Below are 24257 nucleotides of genomic sequence, written 5' to 3' on the forward strand. Positions count from 1 at the left end.
CCGATGGGAATCGTCTTCTGGAAAGAGCTGGCGGATCACTTCAGCAGCCGCCGTTTCATGATCCTGCTGATCATCATCGTGCTCAGCGGGCTGTGGGCCGTTTACGCCACCGGGCAGGCGATCCGGCAGAACTCGGAGAGTGTTCCTTCCCAGTACGTTTTCCTTCTCCTGCTGACCTCGAGCGGCGAAACGCTCTTTTCGCTCGCCACGTTCCTCGGATTTTTCGGGCCGCTCGTCGGGATCACCCTGGGCTTCGACGCGATCAGCGGGGAGTACGCGCGCGGCACGCTCAGCCGGGTGCTCTCGCAGCCGATCTACCGGGACAGCCTGATCAACGGCAAGTTCTTCGCCGGTCTCGCCACGGTCTCGATTCTCTGGAGCTCGATCCTCCTTCTGGTGATCGGCCTCGGAATCACCTTGCTCGGCTTCCCGCCCAACGCCGAGGAAATCTGGCGTATGCTGATCTTCATCACGGTGGGCATCTTCTACGTCGGTTTCTGGCTCGCGCTCGCGCTTCTGTTCTCCCTGGTTTTCCAGAGGACCGTGACCGCGGCGCTCGCGTCGATGGCGGTCTGGCTTTTTCTCGCGCTGTTCGTGTCGATCGTGAGCCAGGCGATCGGCGGCCTCCTCGTCCCCGACCCGTCGACGCCGGAGCAGCTGGCCCGTCGTTCCGAGATCGAGACGATCGTGAGCCGGATCTCACCGAGCACCCTCTTTTCCGAAAGCGTCCACATCCTCTTGAATCCCGCGGCGCGGGTGTTCGGTCTGGCGTTGCAGAGCCAGGCCGAGGGGATCTTGCCGACGCCCCTCGCCCTGGGGCAGAGCCTCAATCTCATCTGGCCGCACATCACCACGCTTTTCGGTCTGGTCGCGGTCTGTTTCGGCATCTCCTACATCATCTTCATGCGGGCGGAAATCCGCGCCTGATCCCCACGGTCGCGCCGCGAGGTCGACCCGGCGCGACCGGAACGGCCCCCGACGCCGCATCGATTCGGTCCTGCCGCTCCACCGGGGCAGCGCCCGATCGTTGATACCTTAACGAATTGCGACTAAGATACGCTCCACGCGACCGTTTTCGGGGAGGCGGAATGGCTTATCGGGACCTGAGGGAGTACCTCGCCGCGCTCGAGCGCAAGGGCAAGCTCAAGCGTGTGAAAAAAGAAGTCGACAAGGATTGGGAGATCGCCGCGGTGTGCCGGCAGCTCTTCAAGAAGATCGAGCCGGCGCGCCGGCCCGCCTTGATGTTCGAGCGCGTGAAAGGGTTCGAGATTCCGGTGGTCGCCGGCGTGCTCGGCGCTTCCAAGGAGATCTACGCAATCGGCCTCGAAACCGATTCGGTCGAAGGGATCAACCGCAAGTGGGATCGCGCTCTCGAGGAGCCCATTCCGCCCCGCATCGTGAAGACCGGTCCCTGCAAGGAAAACATCCGCCACGGAGACGACGTGAATATCCTCGAGCTGCCGGTGCCGATCTGGACCGTCGGACAGGACCCGGGCCCGTTCTTCACCTCGCCGTACGTCGTGACCAAGGATCCGGATACCGGGATCCGGAACATCGGCACGTACCGCATGCAGGTGAAGGGCCGAAACAAGACCGGGTTCCTGATCGGCAAGCGCCAGGACGCGGCCTGGCACATCCGGAAAAACAACGAGCGCAACCTGCCCACCCCGGTCGCGGTCGTAATCGGTGCCGACCCCTCGATCGGCTACGTCTCGGTATCAAAAATGGCCGAGGCGCTGGACGAATACGCGGTCGCCGGAGCGCTTCGCGGCGAGCCGGTCGACCTCGTGCCGTGCGAGACCGTCCCGCTCGAGGTGCCCGCAACCGCGGAGATCGTGCTCGAAGGCGAAATCCCGCCGAACAGCCTGGAACCCGAAGGGCCGTTCGGTGAGTACACCGGCTACATGGGCCCGGCGGGCAACGAACCCTATTTCAACGTCAAGTGCATGACGTTTCGCAACCGGCCCATCTATCAGGCCTTCATCAGTCAGATGCCGCCGTCGGAATCGAGCTGCATCCGCGGCGTCGGACGCGAATGGCCGCTGTACAAGCATCTCAAGCACGCGCTCGGCCTGCCGGTCAGGGACGTGCGGCTCAAGGAAGCCGGGGGCAGCGGCGCCTACGTGGTGGTTTCCCTGAAGAAACAGTTCGAGGGGCAGGTCCGGCAGCTCATGTACGGGATCTGGTCGATGCGCACCGGCTTCGGAAAGATCACGGTGGTCGTCGACGACGACATCGATATCTGGGACGATTTCGCCGTGGACTGGGCGCTGAGCTGGCACGTGCGGCCCGACCGGGACGTCTACATAGAGCGGGATGTTCAGGCGGTCGGCCTCGACCCCTCACAGGCTCCCGCCTCGGTGCCCCAGCACCATCCGAGCCGTTACCTCGGCTCGAGGCTGGCGATCGACGCCACGCGCAAGCACGAGTACCCCGCGGTCTCGCTACCGCCCCGCGAGCATCTGGAGCGCGTCGCAAGCCAATGGCAAGAATACGGGATCGAAGACTAGACAACGCGGTTTCAACCGTTCGAGCCGTGGAATTGTAACCGTCTGAACCGCCCGAACGGCTCGAACTACGAGTTCTTCGCGCGCAGCTTCTTCGCCGCCGCCATGATCGATTCGATGATCTTCTTGTAGCCCGTGCAGCGGCAAATGTTGCCGTGCATGAAATGCTTGAGCTCGGCTTCGGTGGGATTCGGGTTTTCGTCGAGCAACGCTTTCGCCGCCAGGATCATCCCTGGGGTGCAAAAGCCGCACTGGAAGCCCCCGTGCTCGATGAAGGCTTCCTGCAGCGGGTGCAGCGTGCCGTTCTCCGCCAGACCCTCGATCGTCAGCACGGAGCGGCCTCTGACCTCGAACGCCAGCGTGGTGCAAGCGCTCACCGGCCGGCCGTCGACCAGCAGCGTACAGGCGCCGCAGACCTGAACGTCACAAGACCGCTTCGCCCCCGTCAGCCCGAGCCGGTCGCGCACCACATCGAGCAGCAGCTCGTGCGGCTCGACCTCGAGGTCCTGCGGCTTGCCGTTCAACGTGAAGGACACAGGTATCGTCTGCGCGTCCGGTCGTCTAACCGTCCCCTTCAGCATGAAATCTCCCTCAACACTGGCTCGCGGCCTTCTGAAACGCGCGCTTCAAAAGCACCCCGACGATGTGTTCCTTGTATTCCTGCGATCCGTGCAGGTCGCTGATCGCCCGCGCTGTCCTGGCAGCGGCGGCTCCGGCCTGCTCCAGCAGGGGCGCCGCCTCGTCGAACGTTTTCCCCTTGAGAATCTCCTCGGCTTCGGGCGCCCGGCGTGGAGCGGGACCGGCGCAGCCAACGGCGACGCGGATGTCCTCGATCGCTCGCGAGGCGCCGGAGCGCACGACGACCGCCACGCCGACGCTGGGCCGCTCCAGATACCCGAATTTCAGGTACGCGATTCCCGACGGCGGTTGCGGCAGCGGGATGCGGATCTCGGTCAAAACCTCGTCCGGTTCCAAACCGGTCTCGTAAGCGTCTACGAAAAAGGACTCCGCCGCGATCTCCCGTTTCGACCCCGCCCGTTCGGCCCTCATCGAGGCCCCCAGCGCGACGAGCAGCGTGCCAGGGTCGGCGTGGGGCTCCGCGAAGCAGAGGTTACCGCCGATCGTCCCCGCTTCGCGCACGCGCACGTTGGCGACGTTGTGCTCCAGCTCGGCGAGCGCCGGCAGACGCTCGCACACCAACGGATCCCGCTCCAGCCGGCGGTGCGTGCAGAGAGAGCCGACGCAGAGCGTCCCGTCCTCCACCCTGACCCCGTCGAGCCCGGGGACACCCTTCACGTTGATCAGCCGCTCGTAGCGGACCAGCCCCTCCTTCATCGCCAGCAGCAGCTCCGTGCCCCCGGCGTAGATCTTCGCCGAATCGCCGTACCGGCCGAGCAGTTCGGAGACCTCGGGTACGCTTCGCGGCTCCTCGAGGCGAAACCGTCGCAGCATTTACGCGTCTCCTTCCAGTTTTTGCTTCACTGCGGCGGCGAACTCGTCGAGCACCTGATCCGCTTTGCGCTTGATGATGCCGTGTCCCAGGGCCGCGAGCTTGCCGAGAATATCCACATCCGCCACGAATTCCAGAATCGTCCGATCGCCCGCCTCACGCAGGCGCACGTCCAGGTCCAGTTTCATCCGGCTGCCGATCTTGTTGTCCGCGCCCGCGGCGCGCGCTTTCACGCGCGCGAGCTCCTCGCGCTCCAGCACCTCGATCGTGGTCGGGAACTCGACGCGAAACGGCCCCACCTTCTCGACCATCGTCGCGGAGTAGCGCTTGCCGGCTTCCAGTGTCTTGGCGTCCCTGCAGCCGGGCACGCAGGCGATGAAACGATCGACGTCCCAGATGAAGTTCCAAACTTTTTCCCTGGGAGCCGCGATCTCGACTTCCTTCTCGAAACGCACAGTTCCTCCCTGCGAGCTTCAATCCGATTTTGGTATCAGAACCGTGCCGGACACGCAAGCTTCCGGCCGCGTCGGTCGTCTCGAAAAGGAAGGCGGTGCCGGGAAGACGCTCGAGCGAGCACCCTTCCGCTCACCCGGAACCGGTCACTGCGCTGCCGAAGTCCTTGAGCTCCTTGTCGAGGTAGGCTTTCAGCTTCTTCTTCAGGCGCTCTTCGATCTGGCGCACGCGTTCCCTGCTGATACCGTACTTCTCGCCGATCTCGCGCAGCGTCAACGGGTCTTCGTTCAGCAGCCGCTCGCGGTAAATGACGAGCTCCTTGTCCTTCAGCCCGCTGGCGAAGCTCTCCATCTTTTCGCGCAGCAGCGCCTGGTACTGATTTTTCGCGACCTGCTCTTCCGGAGTCTGCCGATCGTCGGGGAGGAAATTCAGCAGGGTCGCGTCTTCGTCGTCGCCGAGCGGCATGTCGATCGAAAGATCTCGATGGGCCAGGCGCTGCTCCATATCCACGACTTCGTCCTCCCTGACGTTCAGCCGCTGTGCCAGAAGCTTCGGTCCGGGAGTGAGCCCCTCGGCCTCGAGCTTTTCCTTTTCCTTCTGCAGATTGAAAAACAGCTTGCGCTGGGCTTGGGTCGTCCCGATTTTCACCATCCGCCAGTCGTTCATGATGTAGCGGATTATGTAAGCCCGGATCCACCATACCGCGTACGAAGGAAAGCGAACCCCCCGGTACGGATCGAAATTCTTGACGGCCTCCATCAACCCCATGTTCCCTTCCTGGATGAGGTCGAGGAGATTTTTGAAGGCTTTCTGATATTCGCGCGCGATCATCACCACGAGCCGCAGATTCGCGGTGACCAGGCGGTATGCCGCCTCGAGATTGCCGTACTCCTTGAACTCGACGGCCAGGCGGAACTCCTCCTCCCGGCTCAGTACGGGAAAACGACGAATCTCGGCGAGGTATCGCTGGAGCGGGTCGTAGGGAACGAGAGAACGGCCTTCTCCTTCGGGCGCCTCGTCCTCGTCGAGGTCCTGGAGATCTACGACCGAAACCGGCGGCTTGCTTGGCGCTTCTTTCTTCCTTTCGGCCATGAGAGGTTCAATCCCTCAACAGCGGCTCCAGATGTCGCCGGAGCGAGCAAAACGCCCCGGGCAGAAGACAAACAAGCGCAATAAAGTGGCTGGGATCGCCTTGGGCAAGGCAAGAGACGCGACCGCGGCGAGTCAGATCTCTTGAGGCTTCTTCCGTACCTTTCCGGCCGCGATTTCACGCAAGGCGACGACCACCTCGCGGTTGTCCGAGTCGATCGAAGGCTTGGCGCCCTTGAAAAGCTGCCTCGCCCTTTTCGACGCAAGCATTACGAGCTCGAAACGGTTCGAAACCTGCCGTAAACAGTCTTCGACGGTTATCCGCGACATAAGGTTCCTGAAATCAAGCTGAATTCAAACAGATTTTGCCGGACGAGTCAATGCGTCCAGGTGCTCGCGGCTGGAAGCGAGCAGGGGCACGGAGACGGTCCCCTGCTTGACAAAGCGGCGACCCCGCCCATATTTTGCGCAACGGGGAGCGAAAAAATGGGCGGTTGGAGCAAGCTCAGGGAGTTGCTTTTTCCGGAGCACGGCGGTGGAGATGGCGCGTCGCATCCGGCCGAACCGATGGAAATTCTGGTGGGGCTCTTCGAGCGCCTGGAGCACCTGGCGCGGCAGCTCGAGTTCCATGCGGAGGCCGCCCCATACCCTCATGTCGGGGCGCAACTGCGCCGCATCGCGGCGGAAAAGCACGAGCAGGCCCGGTGGGTGCGGAGCCTTATCGAGAGGGAACGCGGCTGGGCACGAACACCGTCCGGGGAGCTTGCCGCGGGTAAAAATCACTGGGCGCGCCTCATGCAGGACGTGCGCGACCAGGCCGAGCTCGAGAATTTCATCGTCGCGCACGAGCTTCGCCTCGCCGACGACCCCGAGACCTCCGAGATTCTCCGCCGTATTAAAGGCGCACAGGATCCCCATCGACGGCATCTGGCCCGGCTGCTCGCCGTTGCCGACCCGCAGGCTACGCAAACCTGAGTGGCCGGCCTCGCTTTGGCCGCTCGACCGCGAGTTCAGTCGCTTAAACGGCCCGGTATAAAGGCGCGAAGGTTTGAACCGGAGACCCCGGACCGGCGAGGGCGCAGGGACGGGTTCAAAGCCCTTGTGCTTCGAGATGCCCGTCGTCGTAGTCCTGCCACCGCCTTTCGTCGGCGAGGCCCGGGGGGCAAAGCCACGGTGTCCGTTCGAGGGGTTTTCGATCGAATCGGGAGCGCCGCCGCGTCGTCTGGGGTCGGGAACCGCGGGCTCTCCCGGAGGGAAGGAGGATTCCGGGGAACCTTCAGTGCTCGATCTGGTTCGAGCGTCGGCTCTTTGCGAAAGCGATATCCAGGGCCATCCCGGTCACGACCGCCTGCCAGGCCTCGTCTTCGGACAAAGCCTTGCCCTTGATCGAGCGCCAGAGAACCAGAATCTCCTCTTCGGTCACGGTCTCGAAGAGGTCGTAATCTCGTTCCTGTTCGATGGCAGGGACAGCTCTCATTGCTTGGTAGCTCATGCCCTATCGCAAAGCAAACGGGGTGCCAAATTTCGAAGTTATTGTAAAACCGATAGTTGATTCACCATTCCACATGACACAAGAGGTAATCACGTGCGAGATATGTCAAGACTGCGCAATTTCTAGCGATCTACCCGTAGGGAATCGCCTGCTAAGGCAGGACGTGGGCTTGAGGTCAGTCGATGACGGCTATCCCCGAGATTTCGAGCTTGCAGTCCGGGTTGTAAAGCCCCCTAACTTCGACCAGAGTGATTGCGGGAAAGTGCTTTTCGAAAACCTGGCGGTAAATTGCGCCCAGGGCCTTCTTGTTGCCCCAATACTCGTTCAGATCCGTCACATAGATCGTCAATGCCGCGTACTGGCGGGGATGGCCCCCGGCTGCCTCGACGGCCGTCTTCAAGTTGCGCACCACCTGGGCGAACTGAGCGACGAAATCCCCCTTGCCGACCACCGCTCCGTTGGCGTCGAAAGGTGCCTGTCCGGCCACGTGAACGATCGTGCCGCCGGTGATCCTGGCCACGTGGGCATACCCCACCGGAGGTTCCAGCCCTTCCGGATTCAATAGCTCGAACGGCATGGTTCGACTCCTTCACTCCTGGAGTCCGGTGAGCGCCGGATTCCAGTATCGTAAAAAATTCCCCAGCTCCGCGACGGGGTCTTTCGTGGCCGCAACGTACGGAAGAATCACGCGCGTCGCCCCCGCCCGCCGGTACGGTTCAATTTGCTCCGCAACCTCCGCCGCCGAGGTTGCCGCAACCAGCGGCAATCCGTCGAACAGCCTGGCAGTGACGAGCTTGCGCGCCGCGTGGAAACCTCCGGCGCGCCAGGCCGCTCGCATCGCTTCCACCTCTTCTCCGAACCCCATTCGGGTGAGCAGGTCGCGATAATAATCGGCCAGAGCATAGTACGTCAGCGCGTGGCTCAGGGCCTCGCGTGCTTCCCCGTGGCTCGCGGCGATGGAGCAGCGGACCTTGCAGATGATCTCCAGGCGATGCGGATCCTTGCCCGCCTGCGCCGCCCCGCTCCTCGCTTCCTCGGCGATGCGCTCGATCTCGCGGGGGTTCGCCATGTTGATGAGGACCCCGTCGGCGATCCGTCCGGCGAGGCGGCTCATCTTCGGCCCGAATGCCGCGAGATAGACCGGCACGGGATTCTCCCCGGGGCGAAACGCCATCTTGAAGCCGTGGGCGCTGAAGTACCGTCCGTCGAAATCCAGCTTCTCCCCGCTCAAGGCGCGCCGGACGATTTCCAGATACTCCTCGATCCGGCCCATCGGATGATCGAGCGAGAGCCCGTGCCAGCGTGCGATCGTCGGATTGGAAACCCCCACGCCCAGCAGGAACCGCCCCCGGGACAGCTCGTTGAGGCCGGCCGCCTGGAGTGCGAGCGTCACCGGGGTGCGTCCCAGGATGTGATAGACCGCCGAGCCGATCTTCAACCGGCGGGTGACCGCCGCAATCGCCGACAACATGACCGTCGGATCCTTGTTGTTGGCCTCGCCGCCCCAGGCGCAGCCGAAGCCGTGCTCCTCCGCGAGGCGGGCAAGCTCCGGGATCGCGTCCAGAGGAAGCTGCGCTCCTGAGTTGAACTCGATGTCCACCTGCATGGCAGTCACGTCAACGGCTCAAACAATTCGAGGCGTTCAACCGCTTCGCTCCGTGCAAGCCTCTTGCGGCCGCTGTTCGCCCGGTCATTTGCTGTAGCTTGCGGGCAGGCCGCTTTTCAGGATCTGGATGCCCTCGGTCTTTTCGACGTAGCGGATAAAGCGGTACTTGTTCTCGACCTCGTCCATCGGGTAGGGGGCAACTTCGGCGCGAACGGGCTCCACCTTGACTCCGATGAAAGTGAGCCCGCCTCCGCGGAGGGCCGACGCCGCCGCCATGTCGAACGATTCCACCGAGTCGGCCCAGAGAGCGCGCTTTATTCCCGCCCCGCGCGCCATCGCCACGAGATCCGCCCCGGCGCTCGTCGCCGTGGGCCGGCGCCCCGAGGCCTCATAAATCCCGTTGTCGAAAACGATGTGCAGGAGATTCGGCGGATTCATCCGCGCGATCGTCGGGAGCGAGCAGAGATTCATCAACAGCGAGCCGTCTCCGTCCAGGGCGATCACCTTCCGGCGCGGCAACCCGAGCGCCATCCCCAGCGCAATCGACGAGCAGAGCCCCAGCGTCCGCACCCGCAGGTTGCCGTCACCCGGTCGAACCGCGTTCCACTCCAGCGTGGTGGCCCCGGCCGAGGTCACGACCAGCGCCTCCGCGGCGTGGGCCGCCAATGCCCGCAAACAGTCGATGCGCCTCATCTGGTCCGAATCTCTCCGCGCCCCTTTTAGAGCATCCCGATCGGCGGTCGGTGGCCGAGCGCTTCCCTGGTAAGGAGTACCGCAACGGGCCGGCGGGAGTCCTCGGCCAGGATCTGCGCCCGCCGCAGCAGCTCCGCGGCATGCGCGGGATCGCGCAGCACGTAAAAGCGAATTCCCAGCGCTCCCAGAACCGGCTCGGTCATCGCCCCGGTGGCGCTGAAGGTTCGATCCCCTATGTCACCGGCATAGTAGATGAGCAGCAGCAACGGGATCTGGTACTGGAGGAGCGTGCTGACGATGGCGTTGTTGCTGTTGAAAAAGCCGCCGTTCTGCATGACGGCGGCGCACTTCCTCCCGACCAGGTACGCGCCGGCGCAAATCCCGATGCCTTCCTCTTCCCGGCAAACCGGCACGTGCAGCAGCGCGCGATCTTGATCGACCGCTCGCAGCAGCGCGGCCAGATTGATGTCGGGGAGACTGGCGACGAAATCGATCCCCGCGTCCTTCAACCCCGCGAGGATCGCGCTGGCGGATGTTTCCGGGTCCACGGGTTCTCCGAAAGAGGAGACTCTCTAACACCAACGCGTCGATAAATCAAGGCGGCCGACCCTTCCGGTCCGCAACGAATCCTAGTATATACCGTTACCGTGCGAGATCGCCGGAAAGGAGAAAGGCCTCGATGATCAAGCTCTACGACTTCAGGTCTTCCCCCAACTGCCAACGCGTCAAGGTGGTGCTGGAAGAGAAGCGACTCCCCTACGAGACGGTCCCCATCGATCTCAGGAAAAAGGAGCAAAAGACGCCCGGGTACCTGAAGATCAATCCGTACGGCAAGGTGCCGGCCCTGGTCGACGGGGATACCGTCGTTTACGAGAGCTGCATCATCAACGAGTACCTGAACGAGAAATATCCGGACCCGCCGCTGATGCCGGCGGACTTCGGCCGCCGCGCTCGAGTTCGCATCCTCGTCGACTACGGGCTGACTCAGATGGAGACCGCCTACCAGAGGCTCCGCTCGGAGGCGATGAAGGATGAAAAAGAACGCAACCCCGCGGCCCTGGAAAGCGCGCGAGCGGAGGTGCGAACGCTTCTCGAGAGATTTGAAACTGAGCTGGGCGACAAGCCCTATTTGGCCGGCGAATTCTCGCTCGCCGACGCCGACCTGATTCCGCGGCTGCTGCGGCTCGAGAACTTCGGCGCCCTCCCGCACGGCTCGCTGCCGCGGCTCGGTGACTATCTCCGGCGCATGAAGGCCCGCCCTTCGGTGAAAGCGATCCTGTAGCTTCGTTCCGCCGGCCGCGCGATGGAGACGCCGAGAACCGGCCTGGCTGCGATCCTGTTTTCCGCTCTGCTCAAGCCCCTCCTTTTCCTCGCCGCGCGATCCTCCGCCCCGCGCTACGCGGGTGAGCGTGTCGTCCCCGGGCTGGAGCGAACCGTAACGGTCCACTGGGACGACTACGGTGTCCCGCGGGTCCGCGCGGAGGGCGAGCGCGACCTCTTCATCGCCCAGGGCTATCTCCACGCCCACGAACGACTCTGGCAGATGGACATGAATCGCCGGTTTCTCAGCGGGCGGCTCGCCGAGATCTTCGGGTCGTTTCCGGTTCCGTGGCGCGAGCTTTCGGTTCAGTTCAGGGCGTGTCGCAGCGCGGATTTCGACTATTTCGTGCGACTGCTCGGGATTCGCCGAAGCGCGGAGGTCGCGTTCGAGCGGTCGCCGGAGGACGACCGCGAGCGGCTGCGCGCCTACTGCGAAGGGGTCAATCGCTACATCGAAGACAACCTCAAGCGCCTGCCGTGGGAGTTCCGGCTTCTGCGCTACGAGCCCGAGCCGTGGTCCCCGGTGGACACGCTCACGATCGCCAAGGGCTTCGCCCTGCTGCTTTCCACCGCCCTGTTCTCGCGTCTCAACATGATCGCGATCGCGCGCCGCCTCGGCGACCAAAACGAGATCTTTTCTGCGCTCCGCCCGCGTTCGGCGGCGGCCCCGGCGGTCGTCGCGGCGGCATGGGACGGCGCGGCCCGCGCATGGACGTTCACGGGCGCGATCCTCGGCGACCTTGCCGCCGGTCACGGCAGCAACGCCTGGGCCGTTTCCGGAAAACGCTCCGCCACCGGCAAGGCGATCCTCGCCAACGACCCTCATCTGCGCATGACGCTTCCCTCGGTCTGGTACCTGATGGGGCTTCGCGCCGGGCCTGCGGGGCAACCGGTCTCGTACGACGTTTGGGGAGCGTCGATCCCGGGCGCTCCCTGTATCCATATCGGCCACAACCGCAGGATCGCATGGGGCGTGACGGCGGCCCTGTGCGACGACGTGGAGCTCTACCGCGAAAGACTCCATCGACTCGACCCCGAGCTCTATCTCACCCCCACCGGATGGGAGCGCATGGAACGGCGCGAGGAGGTCGTGCGCGTGCGCGGCGCCGCACCGCTCCGCAAGATCGTGCGTTCCACCCGCCACGGTCCGGTCCTGAGCGATTTTTCCGAAGCCGCAAGCTCGACGGAGGTTCTCTCGCTGCGCTGGACCGCTCACGAAGCCAGCCAGGAGCTCGCCGCCGTTTACCATGTCAACCGGGCGGAGGATTGGCCGGCGTTTCTCCGTGCGCTCTCGCATCACGGAGCGCCGACGCTGAACTATCTCTTCGCCGACATCGACGGGAACATCGGTTACAGCCTGGCCGGAAAGGTCCCGCTACGCGCGGCGGCTCCGCCTCTGCTTCCACTGGAGGGCTGGCGAAAGGAAAACGACTGGCTGGGTTACGCCCCGTTCGAAGAGTTGCCGCGCCTCTTCAATCCGCCCGAGGGAATCATCGCGAGCGCCAATCACCCGATCGCCGACGCCTCCTATCCTCGCTACCTTTCGCATTTCTTCGAACCGCCGTACCGCATCGAGCGCATCCGCCGGGTGCTCGCCGAGAAGCGGGAGCTTTCTCCCGACGACTGCGCCGCGCTGCAGCTCGATGTCGTCTCCCTGCACGCCAGGGAGCTCCTCGCCGCGCTGCGGCCCGATCTCGAAGCCGCGGCCGCCCGGCGGCAGGGAGAGGGGGAGCTCGCGCGGCTCCTGCTCGGCTGGGACGGGAGCTGCACGGTCGACAGCGTGCCCGCCGCGATCTTCCATGCGCTGCACCAGAAGCTGATGGCCGCGCTGCTGCTTCCGGTTCTGGGAGAGGAGCTGATGCCGGCCTACCTGGAAGTCTTCAACCAGTGTCTGCTGCCCCTCGGCGACATCCTGAAGGACCCGGAGTCACCGTGGTTCCGCCGCGTCTCGCGGACGACTCTGGTGAGCCGTTGCTTGCGCGAGGTTCACGACGAAATGGTCTTTTCGCTGGGACCGGAGCTCGATCGCTGGCGCTGGGGAAGAATTCACACACTGACCCTCGATCATCCCTTGAGCCGGGTAGCGGCGCTGAAGCCGCTTCTCTCGATCGGTCCTTCGCCGGCTCCAGGTGACGGCGTGACCGTGAACCTGGGATTTTATCGCCACTCCAATCCTTATCGGCAGGTAGTGGGTGCCTCGCTTCGCTTTATCGTCGAGCTCGACTCGCCCCCGCGTTTCCGCTACGTGCTCCCTTCGGGGCAATCGGGGCATTGGCTCTCGCCCCACTATCGCGATCAGCATCCGCTGTGGGCGCAGGGACGGCTGCTGTCGGATTCCGGGACCGAAGCCCGCGCGAGCGCGCATCGCGTCCTTACGCTCTCGCCGGAGCCTCTCGAGGAAGACCGTCGCCGTCCGTGATACGAGACCGCTCCTCCGCGCCGAGCGCCCCGGTTTCTTGACAGTACCTCGGCGGAAAGCCTATAAGAGGCCGTTCGTCTGGCGCCGCGTGTCCACGGGTCGAAAATGCTACGGTCGGTCGCGTGCTGGGTCCTGGTCGCCTTTGCTCCGGCGCTGGCCGCCGGGCAGAGTCGTATCGTCGTCGGGGGCGCCCAATCCCTGACCCCGCTCGCGGAACGGTTCTCCGAGCAGTTCCGCGCCTCCCGCGCCGGTGTCACCGTCGAGATCCGAAAAGCGAACTCCAACTACGCCCTCAAGGCCGTCCGCAGCGGCGACCTGCACGTCGGGCTTCTGGCGCGCAATCCGAGCGACGCCGAACGCGCGCAGCTCCACATCGAGGCGCTGGGGCGCGACCCGGTCCTGCTGCTCACCTATCCCGCCAACACCGTTCTCGATATCAGCCTTGCCCGCCTGCGCCGGATCTACCTGGGGCAGATCACCGACTGGAGCCAGATCGGCGGCGAAAATCAGGGCATCGTCCCGCTCACCCGTGAACCGGACTCCGCTCTCCACAAGGTGTTCGTCGAAATCCTCTTCGGCAAGGGTTTCCGCGGGACGGAAAAGGCCTTCGTCCTGCGAGCCACCAAGGAAAAGGTCCTGAGAACCGTGAAGCGCGTCCAGGGCTCGATCGGCTACGGAATCGTGCGCCCGGAAGAAGCCGCGGCCGAGAGGGTCAAGGTGCTCGCGGTCGACGGCAAGTTCCCGTCGCCCGCCAACGTCGAGAACGGAACCTATCCGTTCACCAGGCGGCAGCTCGCCGTTTCCAGACGCGACCCGGATCGCCTCGTTCTGGAGTGGATGCGCGGGTTCGCGAAGTTCGCGACGGCGTCGAGGAACGGCCGGGAGGATTGAGTGCGCCGGCTCCTGCACAAGCTCCTGCTCGCCTCGCTGCTCGTCATCCTCATACCGATGGGGCTGGCGTTCTTCTGGAGCTCGCGCATGCTTTCGACGATTCTCGAGCGGCGGTTCACGGAGAAGTCGCGCACGCAGGCTGAACAGATCAACCTGCTCCTCAGCGAGCGGCAGGAAACCGTGACCGGACTGGTCCACTGGATCGCCGAGATGCCGGGCGTCATCGGCGCGCTGAAAAGAGGCGGCCGCGACCGTCTCTTCCAGCATCTCCTGCCGCTCGTGGGATCGATCCAGCTCGACTTCATCGAGATTCTCGAGCCGGGCGGGAGCATCTTTCTGCGCGTTCACGATCCGACGCGCTACGGGGACGCGCCTCGGCTGAGCCCGGACGTCGAAGGGCTCCTGAAGGGCTCGGGCGGCATGGCGACTTACGGGATCGAGGAACGCGACGGCCGAGCCTATCTCCGCGCTGCGCAGAGCGTTTACGCCGGGGGAATCCGCGGAGTGGTCAGCGCCGGCTACGCGCTCAATCCCGAGCTGATCAGGAAGCTCGAGCAGGTCGCCGGAGGCAAGGTGCGCGTGGCGGTTGGACCACGCCTCTATCTCGCGGCACAAGGCTCGAAGCCCTCCCTGCCGCCGCCGGGCGCTTCCGCGACCGAGGACGGCGCGCCGATCTGGCACCACAACGGCGCTTCGCGCCTTCTGGAAATCCGTTTGCCCCTGCAAACGGACCGCGGCCCCGAGGGAGTGATATCGGTCTTCTTTCCGGCGCACGAGCTGACTGCCGCGATCGCGACCCTGAGGTTGACTCTCGCGGCCGTGGCCCTGGTAGGGATCCTGCTGGCGCTCGCGGCCTCCTGGTATCTCAGCCGTCGGCTGACGCGACCGCTCAACGAGCTGGTTTCCGGAACCGAGCAGGTTGCGGCGGGTAACTATTCGGCCCCCGTTCAGGGCGGCTCCAACGACGAGATCGGCACCCTGGCGACCTCCTTCAATCACATGCTCGAGGAGCTGAGGCGGTCGAGGGCCGAGGTCGAACGCTATCGCCGCAACCTCGAGGACAAGATCGAGGAGCGGGGCAAGCAGCTCCTGGAGACCGAGCAAAAGCGCGCCGCGATGGTGCACATGATCGCGCACGACCTCAAGAATCCGCTGCTCGGCATCAAGAAGACGCTGGAGCGACTCGAACAGAACCCGCAGGATCTCAACGGGGGCCAGGGAAAGCGGATCCTGCTCGACCTCGTGAGCGCGGGAGATCTGGTCATCGGCATGGTCAACGAGATGCTCGACCTCTACCGTTCCGATTTCGGGGAGATTCCCCTCTCGCGAAGCGCCTTCCGGCTCGACGAGATCGTGCAGGCCAGCCTGAGGGTGCTCGCTCCCGATATCGACGACAAGGGGATCGGCATCACGATTCGGGCGGAGCGCATCCCGGACACGGTGGTCGGTGACAAACGGCGGCTGACCCGACTGATGATCAACCTCCTCAGCAACGCGATCAAGTTCTCGCCCGACCGCGGCCGGGTCGCCGTCATCGCAACCGCGCGCGGGGCGAACGAGCCCGAGGGCTGGCTCGAGCTTCGCGTCGAGGACGAAGGCACGGGGATTCCCGAGGCTGACCTGGAGCGCATCTTCGACCGCTTCTACTCGCGCGACAAGGCCAAGGCGGAAACCGGAACGGGCCTCGGCCTTCCCTATTGCAAGCTCGTTGCGGAAGCCCACGGAGGCGAGATCTTCGCGGAGAACCGGGTCGAGGGAGGGTTCGCGGTCACCGTCAGGCTCCCGATGCGTACCTGGAAAGGAGACGAGGCTCATGCCGCTTAAGCTGCTGATCGCCGATGACGAGCGGCTGTTCCGCCAGAGCCTGAAAAAGCTCCTGGAGAGCGCCCGCGACATCAAGGTCGTGGCCGACGCCGCGGACGGCCAGGAGGCGGTATTGCGGGCGCGCGAGACCCGGCCGGACATCGCCCTGCTGGACGTGCGTATGCCGAAGATGGACGGCATCAAGGCCGCAAAGCTGATCTCGACCCTGGTCCCGCGGACCAAGATCCTCATGCTCTCGATCCACGACGACGACGAAAAGATCATCTCCGCGATCAAGGCCGGCGCGGCGGGCTACATTCTCAAGGACGCGGACCAGGCCGACTTCATCGAGATCATCCGCCATACGTTCGCGGGCAAGTCCCACGCTTCCCCCTACCTCGCCCACCTCACTCTCGATCAGCCCTCCGGGCAGGAAAACGGGTCCGGGCCCGAGCGGCACCAGCGGTTTGCCGAGAAGCACGGGCTTTCCGAGGTCGAGATCCGCGTTCTCCGTCTGGTAGGCGAAGGGCTCAACAACGACGAGATCAGCCGGCTCACGGGACTGTCGAGGGAAACCATCAAGGGCCACCTCAAGGCTCTTTTCCGGAAGCTCCAGGTCAAGAACCGCACGGAAGCCGCAGTCCTGGCCGTGCGCGCAGGAATCGTCTAACCCTGGTGGGGGTCGGCGTTCCCCCCTCGAATTAGGGGATTGACACCCGTGGAAAACTGCGCGATAAGGAACCGCGCTGCCGGCGAATATTTCCCGAAAAATTTCGTCTTATAAAACCGGGGGAACCATGAAGCCGATCAAACCGGTTCTGCGGGGGATGCTGGGTGCGGCCGTTTTCGTCCTGGTCTGTGCCCGGTATTCCGGCGCCTTGGAGGTCGGACAGAAGGCACCGGATTTCGAGCTGCCCAGCACGAAGGGGGGCACGCTGAAATTGAGCAGCCTCAAGGGCAGGAACGTGCTGATCAATTTCTACGTCCTCGACTTCTCCCCGACGTGAATCAAGGACCTCCAGGCGTCCGGTTCGGACAACTACGCGGCCTTTCAGGCGGAAAACACGGAGGTTCTCGGCATCAGCGCCAACGCGCCCTTCTCGCAAAAAGCATTCGCGGATTTCGCGAAGATCAACTATCCCCTCTTGAGCGACCGGGACGGGAAGGTGATGAAGGCCTTCGGCGTCTACGACGAGGCGCGGCGGCTCGCGAAGCGCTCGTACGTGATCATCGACAAGGAAGGGATGGTGCGCTATCTCAACATCCGGCCGACGAATTCGGAAAAGGATCTGCTCTCGACCGAGCAACTGCTCAACGAGGTCAAGAAAGTCAATAAAGGCGTCTGACGAGAAAGGAGACCCCATGACTGCGACGAAGTTACTTGGATCGGCGGCGTTCCTGTGGGCGGCGGTTTTCTGGGCGAGCCATGCTTTTGCTCAGGCCGATACCGTGGCCAAACGGCAACAATTGATGAAGGATCAGAGTGCCGCCGCGAAAGCCATCAAAGCCGCCGCCGAGTCCAAGGACTACGCGACCGTCGAGCTGAAGGCGAAGGATCTGATGGGCAGTGCGGAAAAGATTCCCGGGCTCTTCCCGAAGGGCAGCAACGTCGGAAAGACCAAGGCCAAAGCGGAGATCTGGGAAATGTCCGACGACTTCGCAAAGCGGGCCAAAGCCCTCGGAAAAGCCGCCGGCGAGCTGGCAAGCGCCGCGAAATCGAAAGACGACGCCGCGATCCAGACCAAGATCAAGGCCGTGAGCGGGGCGTGCGGCGGCTGCCACAAGGCTTTTCGAGCGGAGAAATACGCGGAATAGTGTCCGTTGCAACCGCTGGCGTTCCTCAAAAAAGCCCTTGCCTGGCAAGGGCTTTTTTTTCATTCGAAGACGTACTACATTGTCACCTAGCTGACTTCAGGGAGGTTTCATGCGCCCGAGAGCTTTACGGATCTTTCTTTTCACCTTTGTCCTGTGGACGGCGGCCTACTCCCCGGCCCGGGCCCAGCTCACCCGGCTCAACGTGGGCTATAGCGCGATCAGCGCCGATCAGCTCCCCGCGTGGGTCGCCAAGGAAAGCGGGATTTTTGCGAAGAACGGGCTCGACGTCCAGCTCATCTTCTTTACCGGCGGGTCGACCGCGATTCTAGCGCTGGTTTCCGGCGACGTCCCGATCACCCAGGTCTCCGGACCGGGGCTTCTCAACAGCGCTCTGGCCGGCTCCGACGCGGTTTTCGTGGCCGCCGGCGTTACCTCGCTCAATTACGTGCTGATCGGGAAACCCGGGCTGAAAAGTCCGGAGCAGCTCAAGGGCGGCACGGTCGCCATCAGCCGCTTCGGCTCCGCCACCGACTCGATCGCCCGCTACGCGCTCGGGAGAATCGGCCTGACCCCCGGCAAGGACGTCACGCTCGTCCAGGTAGGGAGCGGCCCGGACCGGCTGAGCGCCGCTCTTACGGGCAAGGTGAGCGCCGCCGTGATCAATCCGCCGTCGAGCTTCATTGCGGAGAGGAAGGGGCTCGCGGTGATCGCCGACGTCGCGAAGATGGGGCTGGTGTTCCAGCATACGGGCGTCGCGACCACCAGGCGCTTCATCCGCGAGCACCCCGACACGGTCCGGCGCTACGTGCGTTCGCACGTGGAAGCGGTCCACAAGATCTGGACGGACAAGGAAGCAACCGTCAAGGCCCTGGGAAAATTCATGGGAAGCGGCATCGACAGGGAGATCCTCGAGAAAAGCCGCGAAAACATCCTCAGCGAGGCGATGTTGCCGAAAAAGCAGTATCCGAGCCTCGAGGGCATCAAGACCGTGCTTCAGGAGATTTCCGGCCGGGACCCGCGCGCGAAGACCGCCAAGCCCGAGCAGTTCGTCGACATGACCTTCATCAAGGAGCTTGACGAGAGCGGATTCATCGACGGGCTCTACCGCAAGAAATAGGTTCGCGAGCGCGGGGCGGAGCTGTCTTGCCCCTGCGAGGACTCTTCCCTCCCGCGCCGGCGGACCGGCCGGCGCGGCGGCCGGTATTTCGCGCATCCCCCTGGTCCATGCTGACCCACAAACGCGGCGACGAAGGAGCGCCTGAGATCGAGACCTGGGCCAGGCGCGTTGGCCGCGAGGTCGAGCCGGCCCTGGACGTTCAGGCTTCTTACGACTCCGATTCTTCCACTTACGTTCTCCGGCTGATCAAGGGCAGTCGGGTTCTCGTCTTTCGTCTGTCCGAAGCTCAGGCTCACGACCCCGCGCGGGAAGGCGAGTGCGAGCGCATCCTCAAGCGCAAAATCCAGGATCTCGCCCACATGCTCGACCGGTAGCGCCGCGCGCCGATCGCTGTTGCGGAATCCGGATTCAAGCGGGCCTCAGGAGGCGCGCGGCGTCCTTGGCGAAGTAAGTGAGGATCATGTCGGCCCCAGCGCGGCGGATGGCAACCAGAACTTCCATCATGATCCTCGGCTCCTCGATCCAGCGGTTGAGGCCGGCTGCCTTGATCATCGCGTACTCGCCGCTCACGTTGTATGCGGCGACCGGGTAGCCGAACTTTTGCTTGACGCGATAGACGATGTCGAGATAAGCCATCGCCGGCTTCACCATCACGATGTCCGCCCCCTCGCGGATGTCCAGCTCCACCTCGCGCAGCGCTTCGTCCGCGTTCGCCGGATCCATCTGGTACGACCGGCGGTCGCCGAACTGCGGCGCCGACTCCGCGGCCTCGCGGAACGGACCGTAGAATCCCGACGCGTACTTCGCGGCGTACGCCATGATCGCGGTCTGCTCGAAGCCGTTCTCGTCGAGAATCTTGCGGATCGCCGCAACCCTGCCGTCCATCATGTCGGAGGGCGCGACGATGTCCGCGCCGGCGCACGCGTGCGACAGCGCCTCTCGCGCCAGAAGCTCCAGCGTCCTGTCGTTGTCCACCTCGCCGTTGACGACCACCCCGCAGTGGCCGTGATCGGTGTACTCGCACAGGCAAACGTCCGTGATGATCAGCAACTCCGGAACTTTTTCCTTGATTGCGCGAACCGCCTGCTGGACGATCCCGCGATCCGAGTAGGCTTCGGATCCCACGGCGTCCTTGCGCTCCGGGATGCCGAACAGCACCACCGCAGGGATCCCGAGAGCGGCGACCTCGCCGCACTCGGCCACGGCGCGGTCCACGGAGAGCTGGGCGACCCCAGGCATCGATTCGATGGGCCGGACTTTGTCCCGCCCCGGGGCGACGAACAGAGGGTAGATGAGGTTTCCGGGGGAAAGGGTGGTTTCGCGGACCATCCCGCGCAACCGCTCGTTACGCCGCAGCCTTCTCGGGCGATATGAAGGAAAGTTCATCTTCCCACCTCTCGGACCGCGTAATTCTTCCTCGCCTCTGCCGTCGCTTCCCGGCCCTGCCGATTTTCAACCCGCTTCCCTGCCGCCCGGGGGCGGAGAGACGGCGGGCGAGCCGAAGTACTCTACCAGGGCTTCCACGAGACCTTCGATCGTGTACCGCCCCGCCACGATGTCGGCGCGAAGCCCGAGCTCGGTCACGGTCCGGCTCGTCACGGGTCCGATGCAAGCGATGACCGTGGAGCGCAAGAGCCCGGCCAGGCTCTCGCCGGGAAACATCTCGGCAAAATGTTTCGCGGTGCTCGAGCTGGTGAAGGTGATCGCGTCCGGCGGCGAGTCGCGGAACATGCGGCGCAGGGCGGCCGCCCCGTCGCCTCCGGGAGGAACCGTCCGGTAGGCTTCGACGACATCCACGGTTCCTCCCCACCGGCGCAGGGTCTCCGGCAGGATTTCGCGCGCCCCCGCCACCCTCGGCAAGAGAATTTTTTTTCCGCGGATCTCGTCCGGGTCGACGGCTTCCAGCAGGCCCTCGGCGCGAAAGTCCTGCGGCACGACCGCCGAGAGCCCGGCGGCCGCGAGCCGCTTTGCCGTCTCCGGCCCGATCGCCGCGATGCGAAGCGCCCGCAGCTCCTCGACCGTTTTCCTGCAGTGCGCCAGGCGGGCGAGAAATCGCTCCACCCCGTTGGCGCTGGTGAAAAACAGCCACTGGTAATCGCCGATGCGTTCGATGGCGCGATCGAGCGGCCCGTAGTCTTCGGGAGGCAGGATCTCGATGGTCGGAAAAACGATCGCTTCCCCGCCCAGGCCTTCGATCAGCCGCGCCAGCTTTCCGGCCTGCGGCGCCGCCCGCGTCACCACGATCCGCCTTCCCGCCAAAGGCATCGATCTCGGCTGCGTCATGGTCACCCGGGGGCCGTTGCCGCGGCGATGATCGACGCCGCTCCTTCCGAAAGCAGTCGTTCCGCCAGCTCCCGCCCCAGCTCCGAGGCCCGTTCGATCGGACCGGCGCTCCGGCCGCGGCACGCACGGCTCCCGTCCGGAGCAGCGACGATGCCGGCGACACGAAGCTCCGCGCCTTCCACGAACGCCCGCGCTCCCAGCGGAACGCGGCATCCTCCACCGAAGCGCTGCAGGAAGCCGCGCTCCGCAGCCACCTCGTACCCGCTGCAGGGATCGTGGAGAAAACCGAGCTTGTCACACGTTGCGTCGCCGGCGCGTGTTTCGATCGCCAGCGCGCCCTGACAGGGCGCGCTCAGGCAGACTTCAGGCTCGAGATATTCCGTAATCCTGCCTTCCCACCCGAGACGCTTCAGTCCGGCGGCGGCGAGAAGCAGCGCGTCCACCGTCCCCGAGTCGAGCTTCTTCAACCGCGTGTCGATGTTCCCCCTCATCGAAACGATCGTCAGGTCCGGGCGCGAGCACAGCAGCTGCGCCTGCCGGCGCAGGCTCCCCGTCCCGACAACGGCGCCTTTCTTGAGCCGGTACAGCCCTTCGCCGTTCCTGCTGATCAATACATCCCGCGGATCCTCCCGCTCCGGCACTGCCGCGAGCGTGAGGCCCGGAGGCAGCTCCGCCGGAAGGTCCTTCATCGAATGGACGGCGATATCGATCTCGCCCCTCAGAAGCGCTTCCTCGATCTCCTTGACGAACAGCCCTTTTCCGCCCAGCGCGGCGATCGAGGCCTCGGAGAAGCGGTCCCCGCTGGTGCGGATCACGACCAGGCTCACGCTGGTTCCCGGGTAGCGAGCCTGGATCCTCCCTTGGACCCACTGCGCCTGGGCCAACGCCAGCTTGCTCCCCCGTGTACCGATTCGAATCGCGTCCATCTACGCGCGACTCACTCCTTGGGATCGAGATCGAAGAGCCGCCGGAGAGCCGCGACGTAGAGGAGGTCCTCGTCGTCCTGCCGCCCGGCCTTCAGTCGCGAGATCGGCCCGTGGAGCATCTTCTTGATCATGGCAGAGGTCATCCGGTCCAGAGCTTGCCTTTCCCTGTCCGAGAGCTCCCTGAGAGCCCCGCTCAGGGACTTCTCCAGCTCCCTGCACCGGATCTGCTCGAACTTGTGGTGCAGCGCCGCGATCGTCGGGGCGCGCTCGAGGGACCGCAGCCAGCGGTCGAAGCTCTCGACCTCTTCCTGGACAATTTGCTCCGCTTTCTCCGCTTCGGCTGATCTTTCCTGGAGGTTCTCCTCGGCCACCGCCTTGAGATCATCGATATTGTAGAGGTAAACGTTGTCGATCCCGTTGATCCGCGGGTCGAAGTTGCGCCGGTCGCCGATATCGATGAAGAACATCGCCTGTTGCTTGCGCTCGCGCAGCACCTTCTCGACCATCGGGGCGTCCACCAGCACCGCCGGAGCGCCCGCGCAACCGATCACCAGATCCGCCAGCTTCAGGTACTGTGGAAAATCCTCGAAGCGTATCGGGCTGCCGTGAATGTGCGATGCGAGGTCCACCGCGCCCTCGAAGGTCCGGTTCGTCACCATCAGGCTCTTGACGCCGTGGCGCTGCAGGTGAAGCGCCATCAACCGCCCCATCTTGCCGGCGCCGATCAGCATCACGGTCTTGTCGTCGAACCGATCGAAGATCCGCTTCGCCAGATCGACGGCGACCGAACTGATGGAGACCGCCCGGCTGGCGATCGCCGTTTCGGTCCGGACTCTCTTGGCGACGAAGAAGCAGCGGTGGAAGAGGCGGTGGAGAACCGTCCCGACGGTGCCGCTCTCGCGCGCCACCCGGTACGCCTCCTTGAGCTGGCCGAGGATCTGCGGCTCCCCCACCACCATGGAATCGAGGCTGGAGGCTACGCGGAACAGATGGCGCGCGGCGTCGGGCCCGCGGTACTCGTAAAGGTGCTGCTCCAGCGGCTCGTCCGCCTCCCGGTCTCGATGCTCGGCGAGAAACTCCCTCAGCTCGCGACCGGCCGACTCGGCGTCCGCCGCCGCTGCGACCACCTCGACCCGGTTGCAGGTCGAAAGAATCACGCTCTCCTCGACCGCCGCGGCGGCGGCGCGCAGCTCGCGCAGGCCCCGGCGCATCTCCGTTCCGTCGAAGGCCACGCTCTCCCGCACCGCGATGGGGGCGCTGCGGTGGTTGAGGCCGACGATGATGACTTGCTTGTCCACGACGTCAGTCGAACCGTCCTCCGTGGCGGCTCGGAAAGAGCGCGTCCCCCCAGAGGAAGTAGCCCAACACGACTACGAAGCCGAAAACGGTCAGCAGGGCGGCCTTGCGGCCTCGCAGGCCGGCGGTGACGCGGCCGTGAAGCAGAGCCCCGTAGAAGAGCCATGCAAGGCCTGACGTGATCTGCCGCGGGTCCCAGGACCAGTAGTCGCCCCAGTGGATCCCGGCCCAGATACTGCCCGTGATGATGCCGAGCGTCATGAAGGGAAAGCCCCAGAAGAGCAGCACCGAGTTCAGGCGATCCAGCGACTCCAGGGACGGCAGGCGTTTCATCAGCGCGGTGACCTTCTTGTGCTTGAGCCTCCGCTCCTGCGCCAGATACATCAGGCTTACCGCGAAAGCGAGCGCGAACACCGCATTCCCCAAAGACGCCAGGGTGACATGAAGGGGCAGCCAGAAGGTTTTCAGCGCGGGAGGGACCTCCGCACCCTGGCTGCCGAAAGCAAAGCCCGCAAGCGACATGAGAAACGCCAGCGGCGTCACGATGCAGCCCAGGACGTTCACCGAATATTTGAGCTGGATCACGAGATAGGCCGCGATCATGAGCCAGCTCTTGAAGGAAAGCGCGTCGCTCAGTTGGGTGACTGCGGGATATCCCTCACGCAAGAAATGGGCCGCGAGCGCAGCGCTGTGGACAGTGAAACCGGCCCCCAGGGCGACGGCGGGAATCCTCGAGTTGGCGTTTCTAAAGGCAACGTAAAAGACGTAGCTCACCGCCGCGACAAGGTATAAAATCGCTGTGATCTTGAGCAAAATCACTTCCATCGCAACCGTTGCCCCATTATAGGCCAACCCCCGGGTCCTTCAAGCGGCGATGGATTTCCGTTTCAGGTACCTGGCATCCGGTTTTCCGGTTCTTATCGAGCGTCGAGCTTGAACGATTGAACAGCGCGAAGCAGCAGATCCCGGCCCGGAGCAACCCCGAACTCACCGTGAAAGCCCCCAAACGTTGAGCCTCCGTCCCCTGGCCCGGACGTCGGACCCCGGACCTTATCTAATCTACCTGAAATCCCGGCTCGGCGGTGCGGCGGGGTCAA

Annotated in this window: 27 protein-coding genes; 12 read left to right on the forward strand and 15 right to left on the reverse strand. The window is 64.4% G+C overall.

What is annotated here, in order from left to right:
- Positions 1-3: 3 nt before the first annotated feature.
- Together VNN77_18955 and VNN77_18960 are read left to right on the forward strand one after the other, a co-directional pair.
- Positions 4-927: an ABC transporter permease subunit gene (locus VNN77_18955; protein HXG53483.1), complete on the forward strand. Its 924-nt coding sequence runs from the start codon at positions 4-6 to the stop codon at positions 925-927.
- Positions 928-1088: 161 nt separating this feature from the next.
- Positions 1089-2510 (forward strand): UbiD family decarboxylase, encoded by a 1422-nt coding sequence (locus VNN77_18960; GenBank protein ID HXG53484.1) that lies wholly within the window; start codon positions 1089-1091, stop codon positions 2508-2510.
- Between the two features lie 65 nt (positions 2511-2575).
- Here the strand turns inward: VNN77_18960 and VNN77_18965 are convergent, their stop codons facing one another.
- From VNN77_18965 to rpoZ, 5 genes are all read right to left on the reverse strand, one after another.
- Entirely contained in the window at positions 2576-3088 is a 513-nt protein-coding gene (locus tag VNN77_18965; GenBank protein HXG53485.1) for a (2Fe-2S)-binding protein, read from the reverse strand.
- Between the two features lie 10 nt (positions 3089-3098).
- Positions 3099-3959 (reverse strand): xanthine dehydrogenase family protein subunit M, encoded by an 861-nt coding sequence (locus VNN77_18970; GenBank protein HXG53486.1) that lies wholly within the window; start codon positions 3957-3959, stop codon positions 3099-3101.
- Positions 3960-4412, reverse strand: a complete 453-nt coding sequence (locus tag VNN77_18975) for an SRPBCC domain-containing protein (protein HXG53487.1) — start codon at positions 4410-4412, stop codon at positions 3960-3962.
- Positions 4413-4542: 130 nt separating this feature from the next.
- Complete coding sequence (locus tag VNN77_18980) at positions 4543-5502, reverse strand: RNA polymerase factor sigma-32 (protein ID HXG53488.1); 960 nt, start codon at positions 5500-5502, stop codon at positions 4543-4545.
- Positions 5503-5634: 132 nt separating this feature from the next.
- Positions 5635-5829: a DNA-directed RNA polymerase subunit omega gene (gene rpoZ, locus VNN77_18985; GenBank protein ID HXG53489.1), complete on the reverse strand. Its 195-nt coding sequence runs from the start codon at positions 5827-5829 to the stop codon at positions 5635-5637.
- A gap of 156 nt (positions 5830-5985) precedes the next feature.
- On the opposite strand from rpoZ, the gene VNN77_18990 reads away from it, so the two are divergent.
- A complete protein-coding gene (locus VNN77_18990; GenBank protein HXG53490.1) occupies positions 5986-6474 on the forward strand; it encodes a hypothetical protein in 489 nt (162 codons plus the stop codon).
- Positions 6475-6775: 301 nt separating this feature from the next.
- Here VNN77_18990 and VNN77_18995 read toward each other — a convergent pair whose 3' ends face one another.
- The 5 genes from VNN77_18995 to VNN77_19015 all read right to left on the reverse strand — a co-directional run bounded on the left by VNN77_18995 (position 6776) and on the right by VNN77_19015 (position 9838).
- Positions 6776-6991 (reverse strand): hypothetical protein, encoded by a 216-nt coding sequence (locus VNN77_18995; protein HXG53491.1) that lies wholly within the window; start codon positions 6989-6991, stop codon positions 6776-6778.
- 175 nt (positions 6992-7166) lie between these two features.
- On the reverse strand, positions 7167-7568 hold the full coding sequence (locus VNN77_19000) for a RidA family protein (GenBank protein ID HXG53492.1): 402 nt from the start codon (positions 7566-7568) through the stop codon (positions 7167-7169).
- Positions 7569-7580: 12 nt separating this feature from the next.
- Positions 7581-8597, reverse strand: coding sequence for an LLM class flavin-dependent oxidoreductase (locus VNN77_19005; protein HXG53493.1), 1017 nt, complete (start codon positions 8595-8597; stop codon positions 7581-7583).
- Between the two features lie 84 nt (positions 8598-8681).
- A complete protein-coding gene (locus tag VNN77_19010) occupies positions 8682-9290 on the reverse strand; it encodes a thiamine pyrophosphate-dependent enzyme (protein HXG53494.1) in 609 nt (202 codons plus the stop codon).
- A 26-nt stretch (positions 9291-9316) separates the two neighbouring features.
- Positions 9317-9838, reverse strand: a complete 522-nt coding sequence (locus tag VNN77_19015) for a thiamine pyrophosphate-binding protein (GenBank protein ID HXG53495.1) — start codon at positions 9836-9838, stop codon at positions 9317-9319.
- Positions 9839-9969: 131 nt separating this feature from the next.
- Between VNN77_19015 and VNN77_19020 the strand changes: the two genes are divergently transcribed.
- The 9 genes from VNN77_19020 (at position 9970) to VNN77_19060 (ending at position 19029) form a co-directional block, all read left to right on the forward strand.
- The gene (locus VNN77_19020; protein HXG53496.1) at positions 9970-10572 is read left to right on the forward strand and encodes a glutathione S-transferase family protein; all 603 of its coding nucleotides are present in this window, start codon (positions 9970-9972) and stop codon (positions 10570-10572) included.
- 21 nt (positions 10573-10593) lie between these two features.
- On the forward strand, positions 10594-13029 hold the full coding sequence (locus VNN77_19025; GenBank protein HXG53497.1) for a penicillin acylase family protein: 2436 nt from the start codon (positions 10594-10596) through the stop codon (positions 13027-13029).
- A 105-nt stretch (positions 13030-13134) separates the two neighbouring features.
- The gene (locus tag VNN77_19030) at positions 13135-13920 is read left to right on the forward strand and encodes a substrate-binding domain-containing protein (protein ID HXG53498.1); all 786 of its coding nucleotides are present in this window, start codon (positions 13135-13137) and stop codon (positions 13918-13920) included.
- A complete protein-coding gene (locus tag VNN77_19035; GenBank protein ID HXG53499.1) occupies positions 13921-15744 on the forward strand; it encodes an ATP-binding protein in 1824 nt (607 codons plus the stop codon).
- Positions 15734-16393, forward strand: a complete 660-nt coding sequence (locus VNN77_19040; protein HXG53500.1) for a response regulator transcription factor — start codon at positions 15734-15736, stop codon at positions 16391-16393. Before VNN77_19035 ends, VNN77_19040 begins: the two co-directional genes overlap by 11 nt.
- Before the next feature lie 157 nt (positions 16394-16550).
- Positions 16551-17069: a peroxiredoxin family protein gene (locus tag VNN77_19045; GenBank protein ID HXG53501.1), complete on the forward strand. Its 519-nt coding sequence runs from the start codon at positions 16551-16553 to the stop codon at positions 17067-17069.
- Between the two features lie 16 nt (positions 17070-17085).
- Positions 17086-17538, forward strand: coding sequence for a cytochrome c (locus VNN77_19050; GenBank protein HXG53502.1), 453 nt, complete (start codon positions 17086-17088; stop codon positions 17536-17538).
- Between the two features lie 109 nt (positions 17539-17647).
- Positions 17648-18655 (forward strand): ABC transporter substrate-binding protein, encoded by a 1008-nt coding sequence (locus VNN77_19055; GenBank protein ID HXG53503.1) that lies wholly within the window; start codon positions 17648-17650, stop codon positions 18653-18655.
- A 107-nt stretch (positions 18656-18762) separates the two neighbouring features.
- Positions 18763-19029: a hypothetical protein gene (locus tag VNN77_19060; protein HXG53504.1), complete on the forward strand. Its 267-nt coding sequence runs from the start codon at positions 18763-18765 to the stop codon at positions 19027-19029.
- A 34-nt stretch (positions 19030-19063) separates the two neighbouring features.
- On the opposite strand, the gene hemB is transcribed toward VNN77_19060, so the two are convergent.
- From hemB to ccsA, 5 genes are all read right to left on the reverse strand, one after another.
- The gene (hemB, locus tag VNN77_19065) at positions 19064-20041 is read right to left on the reverse strand and encodes a porphobilinogen synthase (protein ID HXG53505.1); all 978 of its coding nucleotides are present in this window, start codon (positions 20039-20041) and stop codon (positions 19064-19066) included.
- A gap of 66 nt (positions 20042-20107) precedes the next feature.
- Entirely contained in the window at positions 20108-20920 is an 813-nt protein-coding gene (locus VNN77_19070) for a uroporphyrinogen-III synthase (protein HXG53506.1), read from the reverse strand.
- A gap of 20 nt (positions 20921-20940) precedes the next feature.
- The gene (gene hemC, locus VNN77_19075) at positions 20941-21864 is read right to left on the reverse strand and encodes a hydroxymethylbilane synthase (GenBank protein ID HXG53507.1); all 924 of its coding nucleotides are present in this window, start codon (positions 21862-21864) and stop codon (positions 20941-20943) included.
- Between the two features lie 11 nt (positions 21865-21875).
- Positions 21876-23162 carry a glutamyl-tRNA reductase gene (gene hemA / locus VNN77_19080; protein HXG53508.1) on the reverse strand — a complete coding sequence of 429 codons (1287 nt, stop codon included), beginning with the start codon at positions 23160-23162 and terminating at the stop codon, positions 21876-21878.
- Positions 23163-23166: 4 nt separating this feature from the next.
- A complete protein-coding gene (ccsA, locus tag VNN77_19085) occupies positions 23167-23985 on the reverse strand; it encodes a cytochrome c biogenesis protein CcsA (GenBank protein HXG53509.1) in 819 nt (272 codons plus the stop codon).
- Positions 23986-24257 lie beyond the last annotated feature (272 nt).

This window comes from Candidatus Zixiibacteriota bacterium, assembly GCA_035574315.1.
In the GTDB taxonomy this organism is placed as follows: domain Bacteria; phylum Desulfobacterota; class Binatia; order UBA9968; family UBA9968; genus DATLYW01.

Coding starts and splice junctions, on each gene's coding strand:
- VNN77_18955 (HXG53483.1), top strand. CDS start 4: ATGGGAATCGTCTTCTGGAAAGAGCTGGCGGATCACTTCAGCAGCCGC.
- VNN77_18960 (HXG53484.1), top strand. CDS start 1,089: ATGGCTTATCGGGACCTGAGGGAGTACCTCGCCGCGCTCGAGCGCAAG.
- VNN77_18965 (HXG53485.1), bottom strand. CDS start 3,088: ATGCTGAAGGGGACGGTTAGACGACCGGACGCGCAGACGATACCTGTG.
- VNN77_18970 (HXG53486.1), bottom strand. CDS start 3,959: ATGCTGCGACGGTTTCGCCTCGAGGAGCCGCGAAGCGTACCCGAGGTC.
- VNN77_18980 (HXG53488.1), bottom strand. CDS start 5,502: ATGGCCGAAAGGAAGAAAGAAGCGCCAAGCAAGCCGCCGGTTTCGGTC.
- rpoZ (HXG53489.1), bottom strand. CDS start 5,829: ATGTCGCGGATAACCGTCGAAGACTGTTTACGGCAGGTTTCGAACCGT.
- VNN77_18990 (HXG53490.1), top strand. CDS start 5,986: ATGGGCGGTTGGAGCAAGCTCAGGGAGTTGCTTTTTCCGGAGCACGGC.
- VNN77_18995 (HXG53491.1), bottom strand. CDS start 6,991: ATGAGCTACCAAGCAATGAGAGCTGTCCCTGCCATCGAACAGGAACGA.
- VNN77_19000 (HXG53492.1), bottom strand. CDS start 7,568: ATGCCGTTCGAGCTATTGAATCCGGAAGGGCTGGAACCTCCGGTGGGG.
- VNN77_19005 (HXG53493.1), bottom strand. CDS start 8,597: ATGCAGGTGGACATCGAGTTCAACTCAGGAGCGCAGCTTCCTCTGGAC.
- VNN77_19010 (HXG53494.1), bottom strand. CDS start 9,290: ATGAGGCGCATCGACTGTTTGCGGGCATTGGCGGCCCACGCCGCGGAG.
- VNN77_19020 (HXG53496.1), top strand. CDS start 9,970: ATGATCAAGCTCTACGACTTCAGGTCTTCCCCCAACTGCCAACGCGTC.
- VNN77_19025 (HXG53497.1), top strand. CDS start 10,594: ATGGAGACGCCGAGAACCGGCCTGGCTGCGATCCTGTTTTCCGCTCTG.
- VNN77_19030 (HXG53498.1), top strand. CDS start 13,135: ATGCTACGGTCGGTCGCGTGCTGGGTCCTGGTCGCCTTTGCTCCGGCG.
- VNN77_19040 (HXG53500.1), top strand. CDS start 15,734: ATGCCGCTTAAGCTGCTGATCGCCGATGACGAGCGGCTGTTCCGCCAG.
- VNN77_19050 (HXG53502.1), top strand. CDS start 17,086: ATGACTGCGACGAAGTTACTTGGATCGGCGGCGTTCCTGTGGGCGGCG.
- VNN77_19055 (HXG53503.1), top strand. CDS start 17,648: ATGCGCCCGAGAGCTTTACGGATCTTTCTTTTCACCTTTGTCCTGTGG.
- VNN77_19060 (HXG53504.1), top strand. CDS start 18,763: ATGCTGACCCACAAACGCGGCGACGAAGGAGCGCCTGAGATCGAGACC.
- hemB (HXG53505.1), bottom strand. CDS start 20,041: ATGAACTTTCCTTCATATCGCCCGAGAAGGCTGCGGCGTAACGAGCGG.
- VNN77_19070 (HXG53506.1), bottom strand. CDS start 20,920: ATGCCTTTGGCGGGAAGGCGGATCGTGGTGACGCGGGCGGCGCCGCAG.
- hemC (HXG53507.1), bottom strand. CDS start 21,864: ATGGACGCGATTCGAATCGGTACACGGGGGAGCAAGCTGGCGTTGGCC.
- ccsA (HXG53509.1), bottom strand. CDS start 23,985: ATGGAAGTGATTTTGCTCAAGATCACAGCGATTTTATACCTTGTCGCG.